Source organism: Cellulosimicrobium cellulans (assembly GCF_024124905.1).
GTDB classification, from domain to species: domain Bacteria; phylum Actinomycetota; class Actinomycetes; order Actinomycetales; family Cellulomonadaceae; genus Cellulosimicrobium; species Cellulosimicrobium cellulans_G.
The window spans coordinates 797,264-818,086 of the sequence record NZ_JAMXST010000002.1 but is presented as its reverse complement, the minus strand read 5'-3'; the positions used below and the strand labels follow the sequence as shown (position 1 = coordinate 818,086).

At 75.4% G+C, this 20,823-nt stretch carries 22 protein-coding genes and 1 riboswitch; of the genes, 11 read left to right on the top strand and 11 right to left on the bottom strand.

What is annotated here, in order from left to right; translation table 11 throughout:
* Positions 1-35: 35 nt before the first annotated feature.
* A complete protein-coding gene (locus tag NHH00_RS08670; RefSeq protein WP_374614635.1) occupies positions 36-1,802 on the bottom strand; it encodes a 2-isopropylmalate synthase in 1,767 nt (588 codons plus the stop codon).
* A gap of 186 nt (positions 1,803-1,988) precedes the next feature.
* On the opposite strand from NHH00_RS08670, the gene NHH00_RS08665 reads away from it, so the two are divergent.
* The 4 genes from NHH00_RS08665 to NHH00_RS08650 are packed head-to-tail and all read left to right on the top strand — an operon-like array spanning position 1,989 to position 4,908.
* The gene (locus NHH00_RS08665; RefSeq protein WP_253051408.1) at positions 1,989-2,699 is read left to right on the top strand and encodes a FadR/GntR family transcriptional regulator; all 711 of its coding nucleotides are present in this window, start codon (positions 1,989-1,991) and stop codon (positions 2,697-2,699) included.
* A complete protein-coding gene (locus NHH00_RS08660) occupies positions 2,696-3,592 on the top strand; it encodes an ABC transporter ATP-binding protein (RefSeq protein ID WP_253051407.1) in 897 nt (298 codons plus the stop codon). Before NHH00_RS08665 ends, NHH00_RS08660 begins: the two co-directional genes overlap by 4 nt.
* 9 nt (positions 3,593-3,601) lie before the next feature.
* The gene (locus tag NHH00_RS08655) at positions 3,602-4,630 is read left to right on the top strand and encodes a quinone oxidoreductase family protein (protein WP_253051406.1); all 1,029 of its coding nucleotides are present in this window, start codon (positions 3,602-3,604) and stop codon (positions 4,628-4,630) included.
* Positions 4,627-4,908 carry a hypothetical protein gene (locus NHH00_RS08650; RefSeq protein WP_253051405.1) on the top strand — a complete coding sequence of 94 codons (282 nt, stop codon included), beginning with the start codon at positions 4,627-4,629 and terminating at the stop codon, positions 4,906-4,908. Before NHH00_RS08655 ends, NHH00_RS08650 begins: the two co-directional genes overlap by 4 nt.
* A gap of 34 nt (positions 4,909-4,942) precedes the next feature.
* Here NHH00_RS08650 and thiD read toward each other — a convergent pair whose 3' ends face one another.
* Positions 4,943-5,911: a bifunctional hydroxymethylpyrimidine kinase/phosphomethylpyrimidine kinase gene (gene thiD / locus NHH00_RS08645; protein WP_253051404.1), complete on the bottom strand. Its 969-nt coding sequence runs from the start codon at positions 5,909-5,911 to the stop codon at positions 4,943-4,945.
* Positions 5,904-5,997: riboswitch (TPP riboswitch) on the bottom strand. It overlaps the preceding gene by 8 nt.
* Positions 5,998-6,051: 54 nt before the next feature.
* Here thiD and NHH00_RS08640 point away from each other — a divergent pair.
* Positions 6,052-6,309, top strand: coding sequence for a hypothetical protein (locus NHH00_RS08640; RefSeq protein WP_253051403.1), 258 nt, complete (start codon positions 6,052-6,054; stop codon positions 6,307-6,309).
* Positions 6,310-6,320: 11 nt separating this feature from the next.
* Here the strand turns inward: NHH00_RS08640 and NHH00_RS08635 are convergent, their stop codons facing one another.
* From NHH00_RS08635 to infC, 9 genes are all read right to left on the bottom strand, one after another.
* On the bottom strand, positions 6,321-6,995 hold the full coding sequence (locus NHH00_RS08635; protein ID WP_253051402.1) for a YceI family protein: 675 nt from the start codon (positions 6,993-6,995) through the stop codon (positions 6,321-6,323).
* Between the two features lie 253 nt (positions 6,996-7,248).
* Complete coding sequence (locus tag NHH00_RS08630; protein WP_253051401.1) at positions 7,249-8,127, bottom strand: SDR family oxidoreductase; 879 nt, start codon at positions 8,125-8,127, stop codon at positions 7,249-7,251.
* Positions 8,124-10,745, bottom strand: coding sequence for a phenylalanine--tRNA ligase subunit beta (gene pheT / locus NHH00_RS08625; RefSeq protein WP_253051400.1), 2,622 nt, complete (start codon positions 10,743-10,745; stop codon positions 8,124-8,126). The genes NHH00_RS08630 and pheT overlap by 4 nt, the downstream gene beginning before the upstream one ends.
* Positions 10,745-11,872, bottom strand: a complete 1,128-nt coding sequence (pheS, locus tag NHH00_RS08620) for a phenylalanine--tRNA ligase subunit alpha (protein WP_253051399.1) — start codon at positions 11,870-11,872, stop codon at positions 10,745-10,747. Before pheS ends, pheT begins: the two co-directional genes overlap by 1 nt.
* Positions 11,873-12,214: 342 nt before the next feature.
* Complete coding sequence (gene thpR / locus NHH00_RS08615) at positions 12,215-12,883, bottom strand: RNA 2',3'-cyclic phosphodiesterase (RefSeq protein ID WP_253051398.1); 669 nt, start codon at positions 12,881-12,883, stop codon at positions 12,215-12,217.
* The gene (locus NHH00_RS08610) at positions 12,880-13,776 is read right to left on the bottom strand and encodes a TrmH family RNA methyltransferase (RefSeq protein ID WP_253051475.1); all 897 of its coding nucleotides are present in this window, start codon (positions 13,774-13,776) and stop codon (positions 12,880-12,882) included. The genes thpR and NHH00_RS08610 overlap by 4 nt, the downstream gene beginning before the upstream one ends.
* A 68-nt stretch (positions 13,777-13,844) precedes the next feature.
* Positions 13,845-14,231, bottom strand: coding sequence for a 50S ribosomal protein L20 (rplT, locus tag NHH00_RS08605; RefSeq protein ID WP_024840664.1), 387 nt, complete (start codon positions 14,229-14,231; stop codon positions 13,845-13,847).
* A gap of 68 nt (positions 14,232-14,299) precedes the next feature.
* A complete protein-coding gene (rpmI, locus tag NHH00_RS08600; protein WP_047233980.1) occupies positions 14,300-14,494 on the bottom strand; it encodes a 50S ribosomal protein L35 in 195 nt (64 codons plus the stop codon).
* 109 nt (positions 14,495-14,603) lie between these two features.
* Positions 14,604-15,554: a translation initiation factor IF-3 gene (infC, locus tag NHH00_RS21000; RefSeq protein ID WP_253051474.1), complete on the bottom strand. Its 951-nt coding sequence runs from the start codon at positions 15,552-15,554 to the stop codon at positions 14,604-14,606.
* 428 nt (positions 15,555-15,982) lie between these two features.
* Between infC and NHH00_RS08590 the strand changes: the two genes are divergently transcribed.
* The 6 genes from NHH00_RS08590 to NHH00_RS08565 all read left to right on the top strand — a co-directional run bounded on the left by NHH00_RS08590 (position 15,983) and on the right by NHH00_RS08565 (position 20,819).
* Entirely contained in the window at positions 15,983-16,447 is a 465-nt protein-coding gene (locus NHH00_RS08590; protein WP_253051397.1) for a Fur family transcriptional regulator, read from the top strand.
* 115 nt (positions 16,448-16,562) lie between these two features.
* Complete coding sequence (locus tag NHH00_RS08585; protein WP_253051396.1) at positions 16,563-18,077, top strand: catalase; 1,515 nt, start codon at positions 16,563-16,565, stop codon at positions 18,075-18,077.
* Positions 18,078-18,222: 145 nt separating this feature from the next.
* Positions 18,223-18,594 (top strand): DUF1844 domain-containing protein, encoded by a 372-nt coding sequence (locus NHH00_RS08580; protein ID WP_374059024.1) that lies wholly within the window; start codon positions 18,223-18,225, stop codon positions 18,592-18,594.
* 272 nt (positions 18,595-18,866) lie between these two features.
* Positions 18,867-19,412, top strand: coding sequence for a hypothetical protein (locus NHH00_RS08575; protein WP_253051395.1), 546 nt, complete (start codon positions 18,867-18,869; stop codon positions 19,410-19,412).
* Entirely contained in the window at positions 19,409-20,197 is a 789-nt protein-coding gene (locus tag NHH00_RS08570; RefSeq protein WP_253051394.1) for a S1C family serine protease, read from the top strand. Before NHH00_RS08575 ends, NHH00_RS08570 begins: the two co-directional genes overlap by 4 nt.
* A 100-nt stretch (positions 20,198-20,297) precedes the next feature.
* The gene (locus NHH00_RS08565) at positions 20,298-20,819 is read left to right on the top strand and encodes a hypothetical protein (RefSeq protein ID WP_253051393.1); all 522 of its coding nucleotides are present in this window, start codon (positions 20,298-20,300) and stop codon (positions 20,817-20,819) included.
* Positions 20,820-20,823: the final 4 nt, after the last annotated feature.

Below are 20,823 nucleotides of genomic sequence, written 5' to 3'. Positions count from 1 at the left end.
TGTACGGCTCGAGCGAGGGCGCGGACCCCGCGACCTCAGTCCGTCGCCGCGCAGACGGCGCGGACGCTCGCGCCGAGGACGGAGGTGTCGCGGCCGACGGTCCAGCGCGGGGCGCCGTCGGGGCCGCGGTGCTCGAGGTAGGTGATCGCGGTCGCGTCGCTGCCGGTGCCGACGGACTGCTGGGCGAGCGAGAGGACCTCGACCGGGCGGTCGAGGCGGGCCAGCGCGTCGACGAGGGCGTCGACCGCGCCGCTGCCCGTCCCGGACGTGGCGACGCGCTCGCCGTCGACTGTGACCTGGAGGTCGAGGTGCTCCGTCCCGTCGTCGGCGCGTCGGCTCGTCCACGCGAGGGGCTCGACGGCGCCGGGGCGCGCGTAGGCCGCGTCGAACAGCGCGAGGAGCGCGTCGGGCGTCACCTCGGCGCCGGTGGCGTCGGCGTGCTCCTGGACGCGGCGCGCGAGGTCGACCTGGAGACCGCGGGGCAGGTCGAGGCCGTGCACGGAGTGCAGCACGTACGCGACGCCGCCCTTGCCGGACTGGCTGTTCACGCGGACGAGAGCCTCGTACGTCCGCCCGAGGTCGGCGGGGTCGACGGGCAGGTAGGGCACGCGCCACGGCGCCCGGGCGGGGTCGAGGCCCGACGCCGCGGCGTCGGCCCGGTGCCGTGCCATGCCCTTGCGGATCGCGTCCTGGTGCGTGCCCGAGTAGGCGGTGTGGACCAGCTCGCCCACGTAGGGGTGGCGCGGGTGCACGTCGATCCGGTTGCACGCGACGACGACGTCCCGGATCCCGTCGAGGTCCGAGAAGTCGACCATCGGGTCGACGCCCTGCGCGTGCAGGTTGAGGCCCAGGGTCACGAGGTCGACGTTCCCGGTGCGCTCACCGTTGCCGAACAGGCACCCCTCGACGCGCTGCGCCCCGGCGAGGACGGCGAGCTCGGCGCACGCGACGCCCGTCCCGCGGTCGTTGTGCGGGTGGACCGAGAGGATCACCCCGTCGCGCCGCGCGAGGTTCCGGTCCATGTACTCGATCTGGTCGGCGTAGACGTTGGGCGTCGCGACCTCGACCGTCGCCGGCAGGTTGAGGATCACCGGGCGCTCGGGCGTCGCGTCCCAGAGCGTGGTCATGCGGTCGCACACGTCGAGCACGTAGTCCGGCTCGGTGAGGTTGAACACCTCGGGCGAGAACTCGAAGCGGACGCGCGGGTCGTCGCCGGCGTGGCGCAGCACGTCGGCCCCGGCGTCGGTGATGAGCCGGGCGAGCTCCTCGCGGTCGCGACCGAGGACGACGTCGCGCCAGACGGGCGCCGTCGCGGCATAGACGTGGACGACGACGGGGTTGCGCAGTCCGCGCACGGACTCGACCGTGCGCGCGATGAGGTCCGCGCGCGCGGCGGTGAACACGACGACCGTGACGTGCTCGGGCGCGAGGTCGGTCTCGGCGAGCAGGCGCACGAAGTCGAAGTCGGTCTGCGACGCCGACGGGTAGCCCACCTCGATCTCGGTGTACCCCATCGCGACGAGCAGCTCGAAGAAGCGGCGCTTGCGCGCCGGGTCCATCGGTTCCGCGAGCGCCTGGTTGCCGTCGCGCAGGTCGACGGGGACCCACAGCGGCGCCTGCGTGAGCCGGCGCGAGGGCCACCGACGGTCGGGCAGCTCCGGCACGTCGACTCGCGCGTGGACGTCGGCATACCGGAACGAGGGCATGCGCGAGGGGCGCTGGCGGTACCAGGAGGGAGCGGGCCCGGTCGAGCGATCGGTCGAGGCGCCGGGGGTCCGCGCAGGGAGGGTGGGAGCGGTCATGGTCTGGCTGTCCTTCGGCTCGCGCCCCGCGGAAACGGGGCGGTGGGCGACCGGCGCGCGACGGACCCCCACGGCGGGGGGCCGGTCCGGTCAGACCCCGCCGTGGCGCAGAAGGAGGAGCGCCGTCCAGGACATGCCAGGTACGCTAGCGCCGAACAAGTCCTCAGACAACCTGAGAGGTAACCCATGACCGCGCTGCACCGGCGCCCCCTCGCGGACCAGGCGGCCGAGCTCCTGCTCGACCGCGTGCGCTCCGGCGTCTGGCCCCTCGACCACCGGCTGCCCGGCGAGCAGGCGCTCGCGACCGAGCTCGGCGTCGGACGCTCCACCGTCCGCGAGGCGATCCGCCAGCTCGCGGGGCGCGGCGTGCTCGACAGCCGGCAGGGGTCGGGCGTGTACGTCGTGTCGACCGACACCGCGGACGACTGGGACGAGGTGCTGCGCCGCGGGGAGATCGTCGACGTGCTGGAGGTCCGCGCCGCCCTCGAGACCGAGGCTGCCGGCCTCGCCGCCGCGCGCCGCACCCCCGCGGACCTCCGTGCGATGACGACGGCGCTCTCCCGCCGCGGGCAGGTCCCGGCGACGTCCTCGGCCGCCGAGTACGTGGACGCGGACCTGGTCTTCCACCGGGCGGTCGTCGACGCCGCGCACAACGCCGTGCTGGGCGAGCTGTTCGCGACCTTCGTCCCGCGCCTGCGGCGCGCGATGGTCGCGATGGTCGACCTCGACCGCGCGGGCGAGGCGCACCGGCACGACCAGGACGCGCACGAGGCGATCCTCGACGCCGTGCGCGAGCGCGACGCCGTCCGCGCGTCCGGGGCGGCGCGCGAGCACCTCGCAGCCGTCCACGCGAAGGTCGCCGGGCGCGACCCCGGCGCGACGGGCGGCGAGCGGTGAGCGCCGAGGTCCTGTCCCTGCGCGGCGTCGACCTGGTGCGGGAGGGACGGGCGATCCTCGACGGCGTCGACCTCACCGTCCGGGCGGGCGAGCACTGGGCGCTGCTCGGGCCGAACGGGGCGGGCAAGAGCACGATCCTCGGGCTCTGCGGGGCGCGTCGGCACCCGACCCGCGGCACGGTGCACGTGCTCGGCGAGCGCCTGGGTCGCGTGGACGTCCACACCCTGCACCGCCGCATCGGCCACGTCGACCCGCGCCACGACCTGCGCTCGCCGCTGACCGTGCTCGAGGTGACCCTGACCGGCCTCACGGGGACCGTCGACTGGCGCCCGCGCTGGCAGCCGACCCCGGCCGAGGTCGCCGTCGCCCGCGGGCTGGTCGCCGACCTCGGCCTCGGGCACCGCGCGCGCGACCCCTGGCCGACGCTCTCCCAGGGCGAGCGGGGACGGGCGCTCGTGGCGCGCGCCCTCCTGCCCGGCCCCGCGCTCCTCCTGCTGGACGAGCCGTCCACCGGGCTCGACGTCGCCGCGCGCGAGCAGCTCCTCGAGACGCTCGACGCCGTGCGCGCGACCCGCCCGCACGTCGCCTCGGTGCTGGTGACGCACCACCTCGAGGAGCTGCCGACCACGACGAGCCACGCGCTCCTGCTCGCGCACGGCCGCGTCGTCGCCGCGGGCGCCGCCGCGGACGTGCTCGTCACGGAGCACGTCACGCGCTGCTTCGACCACCCGGTGCACGTCGAGCGCCGGTTCGGCCGGTGGCACGCGTCGGCGGGCCACGCGCGTCCGCCCCGCCTGGTCGAGGACGACGCGGTCGGCGCAGGGGTCGCGGGCGGCGCCGGGACGGACGCGACCACGACCGGGAGCTCGGCCGGGCTCGCCGCACGACCCTAGGCTGGGGCCATGCACGCGATCGTGGCCCGCGCGGCGGGCGGCCCCGACGTCCTGGAGTACACCGAGCTGCCCGACCCCTCGCCCGGGCCGGGTCGGCTCCTCGTCCGGTCGGCCGTGGCCGGGGTGAACTTCATCGACACGTACAAGCGCTCCGGCGTGTACGCGATGGAATACCCCCACGTGGTCGGCAGCGAGGGCGCGGGCGTGGTCGCCGAGGTGGGCGACGGCGTCGAGGGCTTCGCCGTCGGCGACCGCGTCGTGTGGACCGAGGCGCCCGGGTCGTACGCGGACCTCGTCGTCGTGGACGCCGCCCAGGCGTTGCACGTCCCCGACGCCGTGTCGCTCGACGACGCGACCGCCGTCGCGCTCCAGGGCCTCACCGCGCACTACCTGTGCACGTCGTCCTACCCGGTCCGCCCGGGCGACCGGGTGCTCGTGCACGCGGGCGCGGGCGGCGTCGGACTGCTCCTGACCCAGATGCTCGTGGCACGGGGCGCGCACGTGATCTCGACGGTCTCGACGCCCGAGAAGGCGGAGCTGTCGCGCGGCGCGGGCGCCGAGCACGCGATCCAGTACACGGCGTTCGCGGACCTCACCACCGAGCTGCCGGAGGTCGTGCGCGGGCTCACGGGCGGCGAGGGCGTCGCGGCGGTGTACGACTCGGTGGGCAAGGACACGTTCGACGCGTCGCTCGCGTCGCTGCACCGCCGGGGCACGCTCGTGCTCTACGGCGGCTCGTCCGGGCAGGTCCCGCCGTTCGACCCGCAGCGGCTCAACGCGGGCGGGTCGCTCTTCCTCACGCGCCCCAAGCTCGCCGACCACACGGCGACGCGCGCCGAGCTCGTCGAGCGGGCGACCGAGGTGCTCGGCGCCGTCGCGGGCGGCACGCTGCACGTGCGCGTCGGCGCCACGTTCGCGCTCGCCGACGCCGCCGACGCGCACCGCGCCCTGGAGGGCCGCGCGACCACGGGCAAGGTGCTGCTCGTCCCTGACGCAGCCGCGGCGCCTGACCCGGCCGCGGAGACGGGCGACGCGTGAGCTGGGACTGGGTGCCCGCGCGGCCGGGCGAGGAGGACGGGTCCGACGGCGGCCCCACCCCCGCCCTCCGCCGCGCCGTGACCATCCTCTCCGTCCTGCTCGCCGCGGCGCTCGCCGTGTACTGGGTGTCGGTCGGTCTGCGCCAGCAGGCGGACGCGTGCGTCGCCGACCGCCCGGACGGCGTCGCGATCCAGGACGTCGACGCGCGGTGGCGCTGGGTCCCGCCGGGCTACGAGTGCGTCTACGCGACGGCCGAGGAGGATGTGGCCCGCGCCTGACCGACGTGACCGCTGCTCGCGCGCGGTCCGCGTGTCAGCGCGGCACGACGGGCGACGAGGCGTGCAGGTGGTCGACCGGGCCCCGGCCGGTCCCGACGCGCAGCACCGCCCCGCCGCGCAGCGCGCCGGTGAGCCAGTCCTTGGCGTCGCGCGCTGCCTCCTCCCAGCCCGCACGCTGCGGGCGCAGGGCAGCGAGCGCCGCGGAGAGCGAGCACCCGGTGCCGTGCGTATGGGGCGTGTCCACGCGCTCGCCGTCGAACGTCGTGACGGTCGGTGCCGCGTCCGACGACGGGCCGGCGGGCACGACGAGGGCGTCCGGCGACGTCGCACCGGTGAGGTGGCCGCCCTTGAGCAGCACGACGGCACCGCTCGTCTCCGCGTACGACGCGGCCTGGGTCAGCGCGTCGTCCCACGTCGTCGCGACGTCGCGGCCCGCGAGGACGGCCAGCTCGGGGAGGTTGGGGGTGACGACGTCGGCCCGTGCCGCGAGGTCGCGCACGGCCTGCTCCGCGCCCGCGTCGAGCAGCCGGTGCCCCGACGTGGCGACCATGACGGGGTCGAGGACGACCCAGGGCCGCGGGAGCCCGGCGTCGGTCCGCGCGGCCGCGAGCGCGTCGAGCCACGCCCCGATCTCGCGGGCGTTGGCCTCGTCGGCCACCATGCCGATCTTCACGGCGTCGATCTCGACGTCGTCGGACACGGCATCGAGCTGCTCGCGCAGGAACGTCGGACCGGGGACGTGCACGGACCGCACGCCGTGCGTGTTCTGCGCGACGAGCGCCGTCGTGACGGCCATGCCGTACGCGCCGTGCGCGGCGAAGGACTTGAGGTCCGCCTGGATGCCCGCGCCCCCGGTCGGGTCGGTCCCCGCGATCGACAGGACGCGCGGCCGCGCGGGCAGGGCACCCGGGCCGCCGGCCGCACCGGGCGTGCGGTCGGCCGCGGGCCGGTGGGCGCGGTCGCGTCGGGGTGCGGGGTCGTGCGGGGGCAGGGCGAGCGTCATCGCGGGACATCCCTTCGCTGGTACGAGCCAGAGCAGGTTCGACGGGTCTCATCTCAGCCCTCGGCGGGGCACCCCGTGTCGCGCGTCATGCTACGTCCTGCGCGCCCGAGGGTTTCACCCGGTCTCGCGCGCGAGAACGCGTGCCGGACCGCGTCCTCCTGGGCATGCCGCACGACCGACCCGCCCGCCGACCCGCGCCGCGCTCCCCCGCGACGCCGCTGCTCCCTCCGGTCCCCGCCCGCTGGACGACCGTCGACCGCCGGGGGCGCCGCGTCGTGCTCGCCGGCGTCGTCACGCACGAGGACGGCGGCCGCGTCGCCTTCGAGCACGTCCACCCGGAGCGCGGTGTGTGGCACGTCTGGGTCGCCCGCGGGGCCGTCGTGCGCGACGCGCCCTGACGGACCGGACGTCAGGCCTGGTGCAGGGCCTCCCCCGCGATCTCGAGGCCGATCTTCTTGCCGACGAGGAACCCGCCCGTCTCGAGCAGCACGTTCCACACGAGACCGAAGCTCTCGCGGTCGATCTCGCCCGCGGCGTGGAAGCCGAAGATGTCGCGGCCGTAGGGGTCGCGGCGCGCGCCCCCGTACTGCATCGACAGCACGGTCCGGTGCGTGACGCCGCGGACGGTGAGCAGTCCCTCGACGAGGAACCGCCCGGCCTGCGCCGTCCGGGGCTGCACCCGCTCCGGCGCGAGCTCGGCGCGCTCGGGCGAACGGTTCCGCAGTCGCGCCCACGCGAGGATCTGGTCCTGCTGCTCGCCCTGCCACGTGACCGCGGTGCTGCGGAACTCGATCGTCGGGTACGCGTCGACGTCGAGGAAGTCGGCGCTGCGCAGGTGCGCGTCGCGCTCCTCGTGGTGCGTCGTGAGGCTCGCGGTCTCGATCGTCGCGGACACCGCCGAGGCGAGCGGGTCCTCGCCGACGAGAATCGTGGCGCGCGCCCGGGTGAACTCGCCCCGGACGGGCGAGACCATCATGTGCATCCCGGTGAACCCGATGCGCTTGTGCGCCTCGTCGAGGGTGTAGGTGCCGGCCTCGGGAACGGTGAGGCCGTTCCACTGCCGGACAGGGCGTGCCGTCGTCATCCGTCGCTCCCACGCGTCGTCGAGCCGCGACGTCGGTGTCCGCCCGGTACTTGGTCAGGTGTCCAGGACAGCATCCCCGATGAGTGAGTGAAGTTTCAACCAGATGCCGGGTGATCTCCCCCGCCCGCGGTGCCCGCGCAGGCGTCGCCCGCGGACGCACGAGCGCCGCCCGACCGGAGGGGTCGGGCGGCGCTGCGGGTCGGTGCGGGCGGGTCCGCGACGCGCCGGGTGGTCGCGGCCACGCCGCGGGACGTCAGCGGCTCGGCAGCTCTCCCGGCATCGGGTCGTCCGCGCCCCAGCGCGTGACCCGCAGGCGCCGCGCGTCGGGGCCGGGCAGGGAGGACCCGCGGCCCAGGGCCTCCTCGGCCGCGGCGCGCAACGACGCCGGGGAGTCGTGCGTCACGCGCACGAACGCCCCCGAGAACGCGTCGAGCTCGCCGCGCGCGATCGCGACGACCATCTCGACCGTGCGCTCCACCGGGGTCCACTCGGTGCGGCCCTCGTGCATGACCATCGACGCCGTCATGTCGGTCTGGACGACCCCCGGCGAGACCTCGAAGGTCCGCAGGCCGCGCGCGAACCCGGACCGGTGCAGGTTCGCGCCGAGCCGCAGGAGCGCGGTCTTGCTCGCGTTGTACGCGCTCGCGCCGTCCATGTCGTGCGAGCCCGCGCCGCTGTTCAGGTCGACGACGCGACCCCCGCCGCGCGCGAGCATCCCCGGGACGACGGCGCGCGCGAGGAGGAACGGCCCGCGCACGTTGGTCTCGACGACCGACCACCACTCGTCGGGGTCCGCCTCCCAGAGCGGCACCTCGGCGTCGACGCGCCCCGCGTTGTTGACGAGGAGGTCGACGCTCCCGAGCGCGTCCTGTGCCGCGCCCACGGCCGCCGCGACCGCCGCGGCGTCCGTGACGTCCGCCGTGACCACGACCGCGCGCCCCGCACCGCCGACGGTCAGGGCGCCGATCTCGTCGGCCACGCCCGCGAGCCGGTCGGCGTCGCGCGCGAGGAGCGCGACGTCGAGACCGGCGGCGGCGAGGCCGACCGCGATCGCGCGACCGATGCCGCGCGACGCGCCGGTGACGAGCGCCGTCCGGGCGGGCGCGACGGCACCCGCCGCGTGCACGCTCACGCCCGCAGCTCCGCGCCCACGCGCTCGCGCGCGGCCGTCACGGCGCCCTCGCGGACGCGCGCGACGTCGTCCGCGGTGAGCGTGCGGTCGGCCGCGCGCAGCCGCAGCGAGAACGCCAGCGACTTGCGCCCGGCACCGACCTGCTCGCCAGTGAAGACGTCGAACAGCGCGACGTCCTCGACCAGGTCCCCGGCGCCGTCGACGATCGCGTCGCGCAACGCCTGGGCGGTCACGCCGGCGTCCACCACGAACGCGAGGTCCTCCTTGGCGGCCGGGAAGCCCGAGACGGGCGTCGCCTGCACGGGCGCGTCCGACGAACCGGCGACGACCGCGGACAGGTCGACCTCGAACGCCACCGCGCGCGCGGGCAGGCCGAGGTTCTCGAGCACCTTGGGGTGCAGCTCGCCCGCGTGCCCGACCACGGTCCCGTCCGCGAGCTCCAGGCGCGCGCAGCGGCCCGGGTGGAACGGGGCGCGCTCGGTGTCGGCCACCACGGACACGTCCGCACCCACGTGCAGGCCGGCGCGCTCCACCACGAGCCGGGCCGCCGCCAGCGCGTCGGTCCAGTCCGCGGCGCGGCCGGCTCCCCACCAGCCGGCGCGCTCGCGGCGGCCGACGAGGACGCCCGCCACGTGGCGCGGCTGCGCCGGGAGCGACGCGTCGATCGCGGCGAGCTGGTCGTCGGACGGCCGGACGCCGCCCGGCAGCGCGGGCGCCGCAGGAGCACCCGCGCGCGGGTGCGTCACCAGACCCACCTCGAACAGCGCGACGTCGCCCAGCCCGCGGCCGACGTTGCGGCGCGCCGTCTCGAGCAGCGTGCTGAGGAGGTCGGTGCGCATCAGCGGCCGGTCGTCGGCGAGCGGGTTGAGCAGGCGCAGCGCCCGGCGGCGCTCGTCGTCCGCGGGCAGGCGCAGCGCGTCGAGCTCCGCGTCCCCGACGAACGGGTAGCTCAGCGTCTCGACGAAGCCGTCCTCCGCGAGCGCCCGGGCGACCGAGCGCCGCACGCGCTGCTCGCGCGTGAGCCCGCGACCGCCGGGCGCGGCCGGCAGCAGGGACGGGATCTCGTCGTACCCGACGAGACGCGCGACCTCTTCCACGAGCTCGGCGGGCTCGGTGAGGTCGGGTCGCCAGGACGGCGGGGTCACCACGAGCACGCCGGTGGCGTCCGCGTCGTCTGCCTCGACCGTGCACCCGATCGCGCCGAGCGTCCCGACGACCTGCTCCAGCGTGTACGGCACGCCGACGAGGCGCTCGGCCTCGCCGACCGGGAGGCGGATCGCGGCGGGGGCGACGACCCGGTCGAGGTCGCCCACCGCCGGGTCGGCCGTGCCGCCGCCGAGCTGGACGAGGAGGTCGACCACACGCTGCGCCGCGACCGCGGGCAGCAGCGGGTCGACGCCGCGCTCGAACCGCTTCGCAGCCTCGCTCGACAGCTTGTGGCGGCGCGACGTGCGCGCGACCGTCACCTGGTCGAAGTGCGCGGCCTCGACCAGCACGGCCGTCGTCGTCGGGCCGACCTCCGAGGAGGCACCGCCCATGACGCCCGCGAGCCCGAGCACGCGCGACGCGCGCGCACCTCCGGGGCTGTCCGTGATGAGCAGGTCCTCGGGGTCGAGGGCACGGTCCACGTCGTCGAGGGTCACCAGGCGCTCGCCCGGCGCGGCGCGACGCACGACGATCGGCGCCGCGACCTGCTCGAGGTCGTACGCGTGCAAGGGCTGGCCCAGGTCGAGCATCACGTAGTTCGTCACGTCGACCGCGAGCGAGATCGGGCGCATGCCGGACGCCGTAAGCCGCTTCTGCATCCAGGCGGGGGTCTGCGCCGCGGGGTCGATCCCCCGCACGACGCGCGTGACGAACCGGTCGCACCCCACGACGCCGTGGATCGGCGCCGCGTCGTCCACCTCGACGGGGAAGCCGTCGGGCGTCGCGGCGGGCGGCGGGGTCGGCAGCGAGCCCGGCAGGCCGGGGTCCGTGAAGCGCGCGCCCGTCGAGTGCGAGAACTCGCGCGCGACGCCGCGGTAGGAGAACGCGTACCCGCGGTCCGGCGTCACGTTGATCTCCAGGACCTCGTCGCCGAGCCCGAGCAGCGCGACCGCGTCCTGCCCCGGGGTCAGGTCCTCGGCCGCGTACCCGAGCCGCGGCAGCACGATGATGCCGTCGTGGTCCTCGCCGAGCCCGAGCTCGCGCTGCGAGCAGATCATGCCGTCGGACACGTGTCCGTAGGTCTTGCGGCTCGCGATGGGGAACGGACCGGGCAGGACGGAGCCCGGCAGCGCGACGACGACGAGGTCGCCCGGCGCGAAGTTGTGCGCCCCGCACACGATCCCCCGCGCACCGCCCGCCGGGACGTCGGCGGGGTCGACGCCCGTGATCTCGGCGGCGTTGTGCTCCGGTCCGACGTCGACCAGGCACCAGTTGATCGTCTTGCCGTTCTTCTGCGGCTCGGGCGTCATCTCGAGGACGCGCCCGACGACGAGGGGACCCGTCACGGCGGCGCCGTGGATCGCCTCCTCCTCCAGGCCGACGCGGACGAGGTCGGCGGCGAGCCGCTCGGCGGTGAGCCCCTCGGGCAGCTCGACGTGGTCGCCCAGCCAGTCGATGGCGACGTAGGGCATCAGATCTCCGTTCCGAACTGGGCGGAGAAGCGCACGTCGCCCTCCACCATGTCGTGCATGTCCGCGATCCCGTGGCGCAGCATGAGCGTGCGCTCGATGCCCATGCCGAACGCGAAGCCCGAATAGACGTCGGGGTCGACCCCGACGGACCGCAGCACGTTCGGGTTGACCATGCCGCAGCCGCCCCACTCGATCCAGCCGGGCCCGCCCTTCTTCTGCGGGAACCACAGGTCCATCTCGGCGCTCGGCTCGGTGAAGGGGAAGTAGCTCGGCCGCAGGCGCGTGCGCGCCTCGGGGCCGAACATGGCGCGCGCGAACGCGTCCAGCGTCCCCAGCAGGTTCGCCATCGTCAGGCCCTCGTCGATCGCCAGTCCCTCGACCTGGTGGAAGACGGGCGTGTGGGTCGCGTCGAGCGCGTCGGTGCGGAACGTCTTGCCCGGGCACGCGACGTACAGCGGCACACCGCGCTCCAGGAGCGAGCGCGCCTGCACGGGCGACGTGTGCGTGCGCAGCACGAGGTTCGACGGGGCGTACGGACCGTCCGGACCCTCGTCCAGCCCCGCCACGTAGAACGTGTCCTGCATCTGCCGCGCCGGGTGGTCGACGCCGAAGTTCAGGGCGTCGAAGTTGAACCACTCCGCCTCGACCTCGGGGCCCTCGGCGATCTCCCAGCCGAGCCCGACGAAGAAGTCGGCAACGCGCTCCTGCAGCGTCTCCAGGGGGTGGCGCGCGCCGGCGGGCACGCGGTCGACCGGGAGCGTGACGTCCACCGCCTCCTCGACGAGCACGCGCTCGTCGCGCTCGGCCTCGAGCTCGGCCTGGCGCGCGGCGAGCGCCTGGTTCACGCGGCCGCGGAGCGGGCCGAGGAGCTTGCCGGCGGTCTTCTTGTCCGCGGGCGCGAGCGAGCCGATCTGGCGGTTCGCGAGCGCGAGCGCGCTGCGGTCGCCCGTGTGCTCGGTGCGCACGAGCTTGAGCGCGTCGAGGTCGCCGGCCCCGGCGATCGCGGCGAGGGCGGCGTCGAGCGCGCGCTGGAGCGCGTCGGCGTCGAGCGGAGAGGGTGCGGTCGGGGTGTCCGGGCCGCCGTCCCCCGTGACGGGGGTGACGACGTCGGCGTCAGGGCTGGACATGCGTGCCTTCCTGGCGAGGGCGGGACTGCGGGAGCGGGCGACGACCAGGTCAGGAACCTCGATGGTGGCCTGGACGGGTGCCGCCTCGCGGGGCGCGACGCACGCGGCGCGCGCAGGCGCGCGCTGGTGCGCGCGTCGCGGTCATTCTAGGGCGCCCGTCCGGGCCCGGTCCGTCCCGCCTCAGGCGGGAGGTGTGCACGCGTCAGTCGCGCGGGCCCGTGACGGGCCCGGGAAATCGACGACCACCGTGCATGCTCATGGCCGCCATCCTCGCACAGCCGTCGTGCGCGCGCCGGGCGGTGCCCGTGCGGGGCTCTCGTCGCCCTCCCCGCGACGCGGTCGTCAGCCGCGCGCGGCCACCCCCGCCAGCGGGAAGGTCTCGACCGTGCGGTACACCCGCCGGCCCGACGTGTCACCCGGCAGGTCGCCGGACGTCGACTCGAGCAGCAGGAGCTCGTGCGCGGTCCAGTCGGGGCCCGCGTAGACGGACAGCGCCGCGGCCGGACCGGCGAGCGGGTCACCGGCGGCGAGGTCCGCGAGGCCTCCCCCCGAGCGCCGCGCGTGCGCGCGACGTCGAGCCTGCCGGGCCCCGGCGGCGGCGCGTGCCACGGTGAGGTGGGCGCGCTGCCGTGGTCGCCGGTCGACGCCGACGCCGACCTCGCCGGCCGCCTCGGCCACGGCCACGCTCAGGCCGGGGAGCGCGTCCGCGTCGAGCCCTCCGACGCCGACCCACAGCACACGCCGGTCGAAGACCCCCGCACCCCGCAGGCGCAGCGACGGCGGCGGCGTCTCGTGCGCCACCGGCGCGAGCGCGGCAGCGAGGTCGGGCACCGCCCCGTCCGGGACCGACCCGAAGAACGAGACGGTCACGTGCCACAGCTCGGGCGGGGTCCAGCGCACCAGCGGGGCGCCGTCGGGCCGGCGCGCCTCCTGGGCCTGCGCGCCCGAGAGCGCGAGCGCGAGATGGTCGAGCGCGGCGGTGCTCGGGCGGAGCGCGGCGAACAGGCTCACGCGCCGGCCCCTCCCGCCGCGGCCGGATGCCGGGCAGGCCGGTGCGCCCGGCTCGAGGCGTAGAGGCACACCGTCGCGGCGGTCGCGAGGTTGAGCGACTCGGCGAGCCCACGGATCGGGACGCGCACGACCGCGTCGGCGAGCTCCCGGTCCCGCTCGGGCAGGCCCCAGGCCTCGTTCCCGAAGACCCAGGCGGTCGGGGCCGCGAGGTCGACGCGCCGCTGTCCGTCGTCGAGCGCCCCCGCGCCCGCGGGCCCGGCCACGTCGAGGAGGTCGTCCAGATCCAGGTCGCCCGCGCCGTCGGCGGCGAGCACCGTGAGCCCGGCATCGCGCAGCGCGGCCACCGCGTCCGCGAGGCTCACGCCCGTGACGACGGGAAGGTGGAACAACGATCCCGCGGTCGAGCGGACGACCTTGGGGTTGTGCACGTCCACGCTCTCGCCCGCGAGCACGACCGCGTCCGCGCCGGCCGCGTCGGCGGCCCGGATCACGGTCCCGGCGTTCCCCGGGTCGCGCACCGTCGCCAGCACCGCGACGAGGGCGGGCCGCTCGCGGCCGGGCCCGGCGAGCGTGGCCACGACGTCCCCGAGCGTCGGCTCGTGCGCGCGGACGACGGCGAGCACGCCCTGCGCGTCGGCGCTCATCGCGGTCAGCACCTCGGCCGTCGCGACGTGGACGTGCAGGCCCGCCGCGCGGGCGTCCCCGACGATCTCGGGGTAGCGCTCGCCCGCCGTCGGCGTCACGTAGACGTCGCGGACCAGGTCGGGCGCGAGCCGCACGGCCTCGCGCACGCCCTGGGGGCCCTCCACGAGGAGCTGTCCGTGCCGTGAACGCGCCGGACGCCCGGCCAGCGCTCGGACCGCCTTGACCCGGTCGCTGCGAGGGTTCGTCAGCGTGGGGTCGAGCGGACCGGGCGCCGACCGGGCGTCCGGGGCCGACGCGCGGCCTGGTGAGGTGCTGGTCAGGCTGCGGCCTTCGGCGCGTTGACGTCCTCGGGGAGCGCGTCCTTCGCGACCTGGACCAGCGCGTTGAACGCGGCCACGTCGTTGACCGCGAGCTCGGCGAGCAGGCGACGGTCGACCTCGACACCCGCGGCCTTGAGGCCCTGGATGAGGCGGTTGTACGTCAGGCCCTGCGCGCGCGACGCCGCGTTGATGCGCTGGATCCACAGCTTGCGGAAGTCGCCCTTGCGCGCCTTGCGGTCACGGTAGGAGTAGACGAGGGAGTGGGTGACCTGCTCCTTCGCCTTGCGGTAGAGGCGCGAGCGCTGGCCGCGGTAGCCGCTGGCGCGCTCGAGGGTCGTACGGCGCTTCTTCTGGGCGTTGACCGCCCGCTTCACGCGTGCCACGTGATGCTCCTTGCAGTTCGGGGCTCAGGGGGTGAGCCGGTCGGTGGCGGATCCCGCCACCTGCCGGGTCACTTGCCGAGCAGCTTCTTGATGGTCTTGACGTCGGCGGGCGAGACCACCTGGTCCTGGGCGAGGCGGCGCTTGCGCTTGGTGGCCTTGTGCTCGAGCAGGTGTCGAGCGTTGGCCTGCTCGCGCATGACCTTGCCGGTACCCGTGATGCGGAAGCGCTTCTTGGCACCCGAGTGCGTCTTGTTCTTCGGCATGACTGCCGTCTCTCCTTGTGTCCGGTCAGCCGCCTCGCGGCGGCCGACGTGTTCGGGTCCTGGCCGGTGGGCCCGGACCCCGAGCAGGGTCGGTCTGTGCTGCCGGCCGTCAGCCGGCCTTGCCTCGCGGTGCCGGCTTGGGCGCCGGGCGCGGGGCGCTCGGCTTGGGCGCGACAGGCTTGGGGGCCGCCGGCTTGGCACCGGACGCCGGCGCGGACGGCGCCGCCGGTGCCGGACGGGGGGTGGCCGGGCGCGGCGCCGCGGGCTTCGAGTCCGCAGCCGGTCGGGCAGCGGGACGCGGTGCCGCGGCCGGACGCGGCGCGGGCGCCGATCGCGGTGCGGCAGCCTTCGGCGCGGGAGCAGCCTTCGGCGCGGGCGCCTCGGCGGCCGGAGCCTCGGCGGGGGCAGCCGCCTCGGCCGGGGCCGGGGCGGTCTCGACCGCAGGGGCCTCGGTGCTCTCGGTGACCGCGACGGCCTCGGGCGCGTCGAGGTCGCCGGGCTCCGCGCCGTCGCCGGTCCGCGCCGCGGCGCGCTGGGCGGACTTCGTCAGCCGGGGCTCGGCCTCCTGCGCCCGCTTGCGCTGCTCGCTCTTGGCGTCGGCCTTCTTCTTCACCGGGCCGAGCACCATGGTCATGTTGCGGCCGTCCTGCTTCGGCATCGACTCCACGAAGCCGAGCTCCGCGACGTCGTCCGCGAGGCGCTGGAGCAGGCGGACGCCCATCTCGGGGCGCGACTGCTCACGGCCACGGAACATGATCATGACCTTGACCTTGTCGCCCGCGGCGAGGAAGCGCTCGACGTGGCCCTTCTTGGTGCCGTAGTCGTGCGGGTCGATCTTCAGGCGGAAGCGGATCTCCTTGAGGACCGTGTTCGCCTGGTTGCGCCGCGCCTCACGCGCCTTCATGTCGGACTCGTACTTGAACTTGCCGAAGTCCATGAGCTTGGCGACGGGGGGCCGGGCGTCCGGGGCGACCTCGACGAGGTCGAGGTCCGCGTCCTGGGCAAGGCTCAGGGCAACCTCGGTGCGGACGACGCCGACCTGCTCCCCGCCGGGACCGATGAGTCGGACCTCGGGGACGCGGATCCGATCGTTGATGCGAGGCTCGCTGATGTGATGCTCCTAGGAAGTCGTCGGTAGACCACCCGGGACGAAGAAGGCCTCCGTCCCTGAGCGCAGGGCGGAGGCCATCAGGTCGGGACGTCGCACCGGGCGACGACCACGTCGGAACGTCCCCGAAGGGTGCGTCCCGGACCAGGACCCGGCCTCTGTCGCGACGTTCGTCGGCGGTCGAGACCCGGGTGGGATGAGATCCACTTGCGCACTCGCACCCCTCCCGTCGCCCGGAAGCCGGACGAGGAGACGCGCACGAGTCGGTCAGCCATCAAGGATAGCAGAGGGCGGGCCGGATGTTCGCACCCGCCCGACGGCGATCTCCTGATCGCCTCCATCATTGGAACTCTTCCAGTTTACGTGGTTAGAGTGGTGCCATGACGACAGGACCGACGCCCGGCGCGGGGACGACCCTCGACGACGGGCCACGACGCGCCCGCCACGAGGGCGAGCTCCGGGAGCACGGCCTGCGCGTCACCGCGGCCCGGTTGGCCGTGCTCGACGCGGTCGAGCTCCAGCAGCACGCCGACGCCGACGACGTCCTGCGCGCCGCGCGCGCGTCGCTCGGCTCCGTCTCGGTCCAGGCGGTCTACGACGTCCTGCACACGCTCACCGACAAGGGTCTGGTCCGCCGGATCGAGCCCGCGGGCCATCCTGCGCGCTACGAGCGCCGCCTCGACGACAACCACCACCACGTCGTGTGCCGGGGCTGCGGCGCCGTCGCCGACGTGGACTGCACCGTCGGTCACGCCCCCTGCCTGACGCCGAGCAGCACGTCGGGGTTCCAGATCGACACCGCCGAGGTGACGTTCTGGGGCCTCTGCCCCGACTGCGCGGACTGACCGCCCCCGCCCGCTCCCCGTGCCTCGCGCACCCGGAGCGCGCCCGTTTTCTCACGAAGATCCCGGTATGAGAACGCCAGACGGGCCGCGACCCGCGGCCCACGGAAGGAGACCCATGACCGCCCCCTTCACCACCACGAACGCCGGCGCGCCCGTCGCGTCGGACGCCCACGCCCAGACCGTCGGTGCCGACGGGCCGATCGTCCTGCACGACCACTACCTCGTCGAGAAGCTGGCCCAGTTCAACCGCGAGCGCGTCCCGGAGCGCGTCGTGCACGCCAAGGGCGGCGGTGCCTTCGGGACGTTCACGGTGACGAACGACGTCAGCGCGTACACGCGCGCGGCGCTCTTCCAGCCCGGCACGACCACCGAGATGCTCGCGCGCTTCTCCTCCGTCGCGGGCGAGCAGGGCTCCCCCGACACGTGGCGCGACCCCCGCGGCTTCGCGCTGAAGTTCTACACGACCGAGGGCAACTACGACCTCGTCGGCAACAACACGCCCGTGTTCTTCCTGCGCGACGGCATCAAGTTCCCCGACTTCATCCGGTCGCAGAAGCGCCTGCCGGGCTCGAACCTGCGCGACAACGACATGCAGTGGGACTTCTGGTCGCTCTCCCCCGAGTCGGCGCACCAGGTGACCTGGCTCATGGGCGACCGCGGCCTCCCGTCGAGCTGGCGCCACATGGACGGGTTCGGCTCGCACACCTACCAGTGGATCAACGCGGCGGGCGAGCGGTTCTGGGTCAAGTACCACTTCAAGACCCAGCAGGGCATCAAGAACCTCACCGCTGACGAGGCCTCGCAGCTCGCCGGGTCGGACTCGGACCACCACATCCGCGACCTGTACGAGCACATCGAGGCGGGCGACTTCCCGCGCTGGACGCTCTCGGTCCAGGTCATGCCGTACGAGGACGCGAAGACCTACCGGTTCAACCCGTTCGACCTCACGAAGGTGTGGCCGCACGCCGACTACCCGCTGATCGAGGTGGGCGTCATGGAGCTGAACCGCAACCCGGAGAACTACTTCGCGCAGATCGAGCAGGCGACGTTCGCGCCGAGCAACTTCGTCCCGGGCATCGCGACGAGCCCGGACAAGATGCTGCTCGCGCGCATCTTCTCCTACGCCGACGCCCACCGGTACCGCGTGGGCACGAACCACGCCCAGCTCCCGGTGAACGCGCCGCACGCCGCGGCCGAGGGCGGTCACTCGTACGCGAAGGACGGGTCGATGCGCTACTCGTTCTCGTCGGCGACCACGCCGGTGTACGCGCCGAACAGCCGGGGCGGCGCGCACGCCGACCCGGCCCGCGCGGCGGAGTCCGCCGGCTGGGAGGCCGACGGCGAGCTGACGCGCAGCGCCGCAACGCTGCACCCGGAGGACGACGACTTCGGCCAGGCCGGCACGCTCTACCGCGAGGTCTTCGACGACGCGGCACGCGCGCGCTTCCTCGAGACGATCACGGGCCACGTCGGCGCCGTTCGCAGCGAGGACATCCGCGAGCGCGCGATCGCGTACTGGACGAACGTCGACGCGGGCCTCGGGGGCGCGCTGCGCGTCGCGCTCGCCGCCACCGGCGCGCCCGTCGAGGGCGGCCAGCCCGGCACCGCGGCGGAGCCGGTCCGCGTCTGACCCCGTCCGCGAGAGAGCGATCCCCTGCCGAGAGAGCGACGTACCGCGCCGGTACGTCGCTCTCTCGGCGGCAGGTCGCTCTCTCGGTGACGCCGGGAGACGGGTCGCGTCCGGGGTGGGCGGCACGGCACGACAGGATGGAAAGATGGTCGCCATGAGTACCGAGAACGCCGCCGTGCCCGACCCCGCCACCGACGCGGTGCGCGACATCGCCGACGTCGCCGCCGTGGAGGTCATCACGTCCGCGGCCGTCCACCTCATGAGCGCCGCGGCCGTCAAGTGCGGCCTGGCCGAGGACGCGCAGGAGCAGGGCCACCTCGACCTCGACGAGGCGCGCAAGCTCATCAACGCGCTCGCCGCGCTCGTCACGGCGAGCGCTCCGGACATCGGCAACCAGCACGCCCGCTCGCTCCGCGACGGGCTGCGCTCGCTCCAGCTCGCGTTCCGCGAGGCGTCGGTCTACCCCGACGCCCCGGGCGAGGGCCCGGGCGAGAAGTACACGGGCGCCGTGAGTTGAGCACGCCCCCGGTGCCCCCGCCGCACGGCGGGTCCCACGAGCCGCCGCCGTCGCCGACCCGACCGGAGAGCGTCCCGCGGGGGACGACGCCCCCCGCGGACCCGGGCGCGCGCGCCTCGGCCGGTGGACCGCCGTCGTTCGCCCCGGCCTCCGCTGCGCGGGGCACGGCCTCGGGCACCGCGCCCGGCACCGTCGGCGCGGGCGCGGTCCCGGGAGCCACCGTCCCCCGGAGCGTCGGCGCACCGGGCACCGGCGCACCCGGATCGGAGGGGGTGCCGTCCGCCGGTGACGCGACCGCGCCGCCGCGCCGCCGCCGCGGTGCGGTGGTCGCCATCGTGGTGCTGTCCCTCCTCCTCGCGGCCGCCCTGGGGGTGGGCGCCTACCTGTGGGTCACCACGACGCGGTGGCAGGAGTCGAGCGCGGACTGGGAGGGCGAGGCCCGCGGCCTGGGCGAGGACGTCGCCCGGCTCCAGACCGAGCTCGACGGCGCGAACGCCGAGCTCGACTCCGCGCGCACCCAGCTCACGGCCGCGCAGGACCGCATCAGCGACCTCGCCAACGAGAAGGCACAGCTCGGCGACGAGAACGAGGCGTCGCAGCAGTACCTCGACTACCAGAGCCGGGTCTCGGAGGCGGCCGGCAAGGTCGCGGCCGCGCTCGGCCAGTGCACGACGGCGCAGACGCAGCTCATCGGCTACCTCAACAACCGCGACGCGTACGACCCCGCGGACCTGGAGCGCTTCGCCGACCAGGTCGACCTGCTGTGCCAGGAGGCCACGGACGCGAACTCCCAGCTCCAGCAGGAGCTCGCCGGATGACCCGGCGCCGACCCGGGCCGTCCGCCCGGGGCGACGCCGGGCGCTCCGTCCGCCGGCGTGTCGTCGGGTCCCTCGTCTCGGCGTCCCTGCTCGCCGGCTCGCTGGCGGCCTGCGGCGTCCTGCCGGAGCTCCCCGAGCCCGTGCCGGACTCGGTCGTTCCGTCGCTCGTCGCGCCCGACGACCCGGCGGGGTCGGAGAACCTTTCGGCGGACGGCTTCGACGCGGTCCGGCGCATGGCCGTGCGCATCCGCAACGTGCGCTGCGACGGGCTGTCGACCGGCTCGGGGTTCGCCGTCGACTCCCGGACGCTCATCACCAACAAGCACGTGGTCGACTCGTCACGCTCGCTGCAGCTCCTCACCTACGACGGCCGCGACATCGCGGCCCAGACCGCGAGCGTGGCCGGTCTCGCGGACCTCGCGATCGTCCGGACGGCGGAGGACCTCCCGTCGGCCCCCACCCTCGCGGCGGCCGACCCGGCGCCGGGCGACCCGGTGACGGTCGTGGGCTACCCCGAGGGCGGTCGGCTCACGGTGACGCAGGGCTCCGTCATCGGGACGACGACGGACCCGTTGCACGAGAACCTCGGCGAGGTGCTCGTCACCGACGCCCCGGTCGAGCCGGGGAGCTCCGGCTCCGCGGCGCTCAACGACGCCGGCGAGGTCATCGGCGTCGTCTACGCGAAGACGTCGACCGACAAGTCGCTGCTCGTCCCGGTGAGCACGCTGCAGACGATGCTCGGCGACGAGTCGGCGTTCACCGTCCTCCCGGAGTGCGACGCCTGACCGCCCGTGCGGGAGCGCGTCGGTGCGGTGCGGCGGGCCGGTACGACCCGCCGCGCCGCACCCCGCGCGCACCCGGGACCGCAGGTCTACCCTTCCTGCCATGAGCACACACGCGAGCTCGGACACGTCCCCGGTCGACCCGGCGCACATCACCCACGCGGCACGCGACACGCTCACCGTGCGTCGCGTCTTCGGAGAGTCCTACGAGCGCGACGGCACGCTCGTCATCCCCGTCGCGACCGTCTGGGGCGGCACCGGCTCGGGCTGGGGCTCCGGCGCGGGAGAGCTGTCCGGCAAGGGCGCGGCCGACTGGCGTCGCCGCATCGGGGCCGCGTCCGCGCCGGCGGAGGGCGAGGAGGCCGCGACGCCGAGCACGGGCGCGTCGTCCGACCCCGGGTCCGGCAACGCCGGCGGCGAGGCGGGCGGCGAGGGCTCCGGAGGCGGGGGCGGCTTCGGGGTCCGCGTCGTCGCCAAGGGGGTCTACGTCGTCGACGACGCGGGCGTGCGCTGGCAGCCCGCGCTGGACCTCAACCGCGTGATCCTCGGCGGGCAGGCGCTCGGGGCGGTCGTCGCGTTCTCGGCCGCGCTCGCGTGGGGCCTGAGCCGCCTGCGCCGTCGCTGACCCG

Coding starts and splice junctions, on each gene's coding strand:
- NHH00_RS08670 (WP_374614635.1), bottom strand. CDS start 1,802: ATGACCGCTCCCACCCTCCCTGCGCGGACCCCCGGCGCCTCGACCGAT.
- NHH00_RS08665 (WP_253051408.1), top strand. CDS start 1,989: ATGACCGCGCTGCACCGGCGCCCCCTCGCGGACCAGGCGGCCGAGCTC.
- NHH00_RS08655 (WP_253051406.1), top strand. CDS start 3,602: ATGCACGCGATCGTGGCCCGCGCGGCGGGCGGCCCCGACGTCCTGGAG.
- thiD (WP_253051404.1), bottom strand. CDS start 5,911: ATGACGCTCGCCCTGCCCCCGCACGACCCCGCACCCCGACGCGACCGC.
- NHH00_RS08635 (WP_253051402.1), bottom strand. CDS start 6,995: ATGACGACGGCACGCCCTGTCCGGCAGTGGAACGGCCTCACCGTTCCC.
- pheT (WP_253051400.1), bottom strand. CDS start 10,745: ATGCCCTACGTCGCCATCGACTGGCTGGGCGACCACGTCGAGCTGCCC.
- pheS (WP_253051399.1), bottom strand. CDS start 11,872: ATGTCCAGCCCTGACGCCGACGTCGTCACCCCCGTCACGGGGGACGGC.
- rpmI (WP_047233980.1), bottom strand. CDS start 14,494: ATGCCGAAGAACAAGACGCACTCGGGTGCCAAGAAGCGCTTCCGCATC.
- NHH00_RS08590 (WP_253051397.1), top strand. CDS start 15,983: ATGACGACAGGACCGACGCCCGGCGCGGGGACGACCCTCGACGACGGG.
- NHH00_RS08585 (WP_253051396.1), top strand. CDS start 16,563: ATGACCGCCCCCTTCACCACCACGAACGCCGGCGCGCCCGTCGCGTCG.
- NHH00_RS08580 (WP_374059024.1), top strand. CDS start 18,223: ATGGTCGCCATGAGTACCGAGAACGCCGCCGTGCCCGACCCCGCCACC.
- NHH00_RS08570 (WP_253051394.1), top strand. CDS start 19,409: ATGACCCGGCGCCGACCCGGGCCGTCCGCCCGGGGCGACGCCGGGCGC.
- NHH00_RS08565 (WP_253051393.1), top strand. CDS start 20,298: ATGAGCACACACGCGAGCTCGGACACGTCCCCGGTCGACCCGGCGCAC.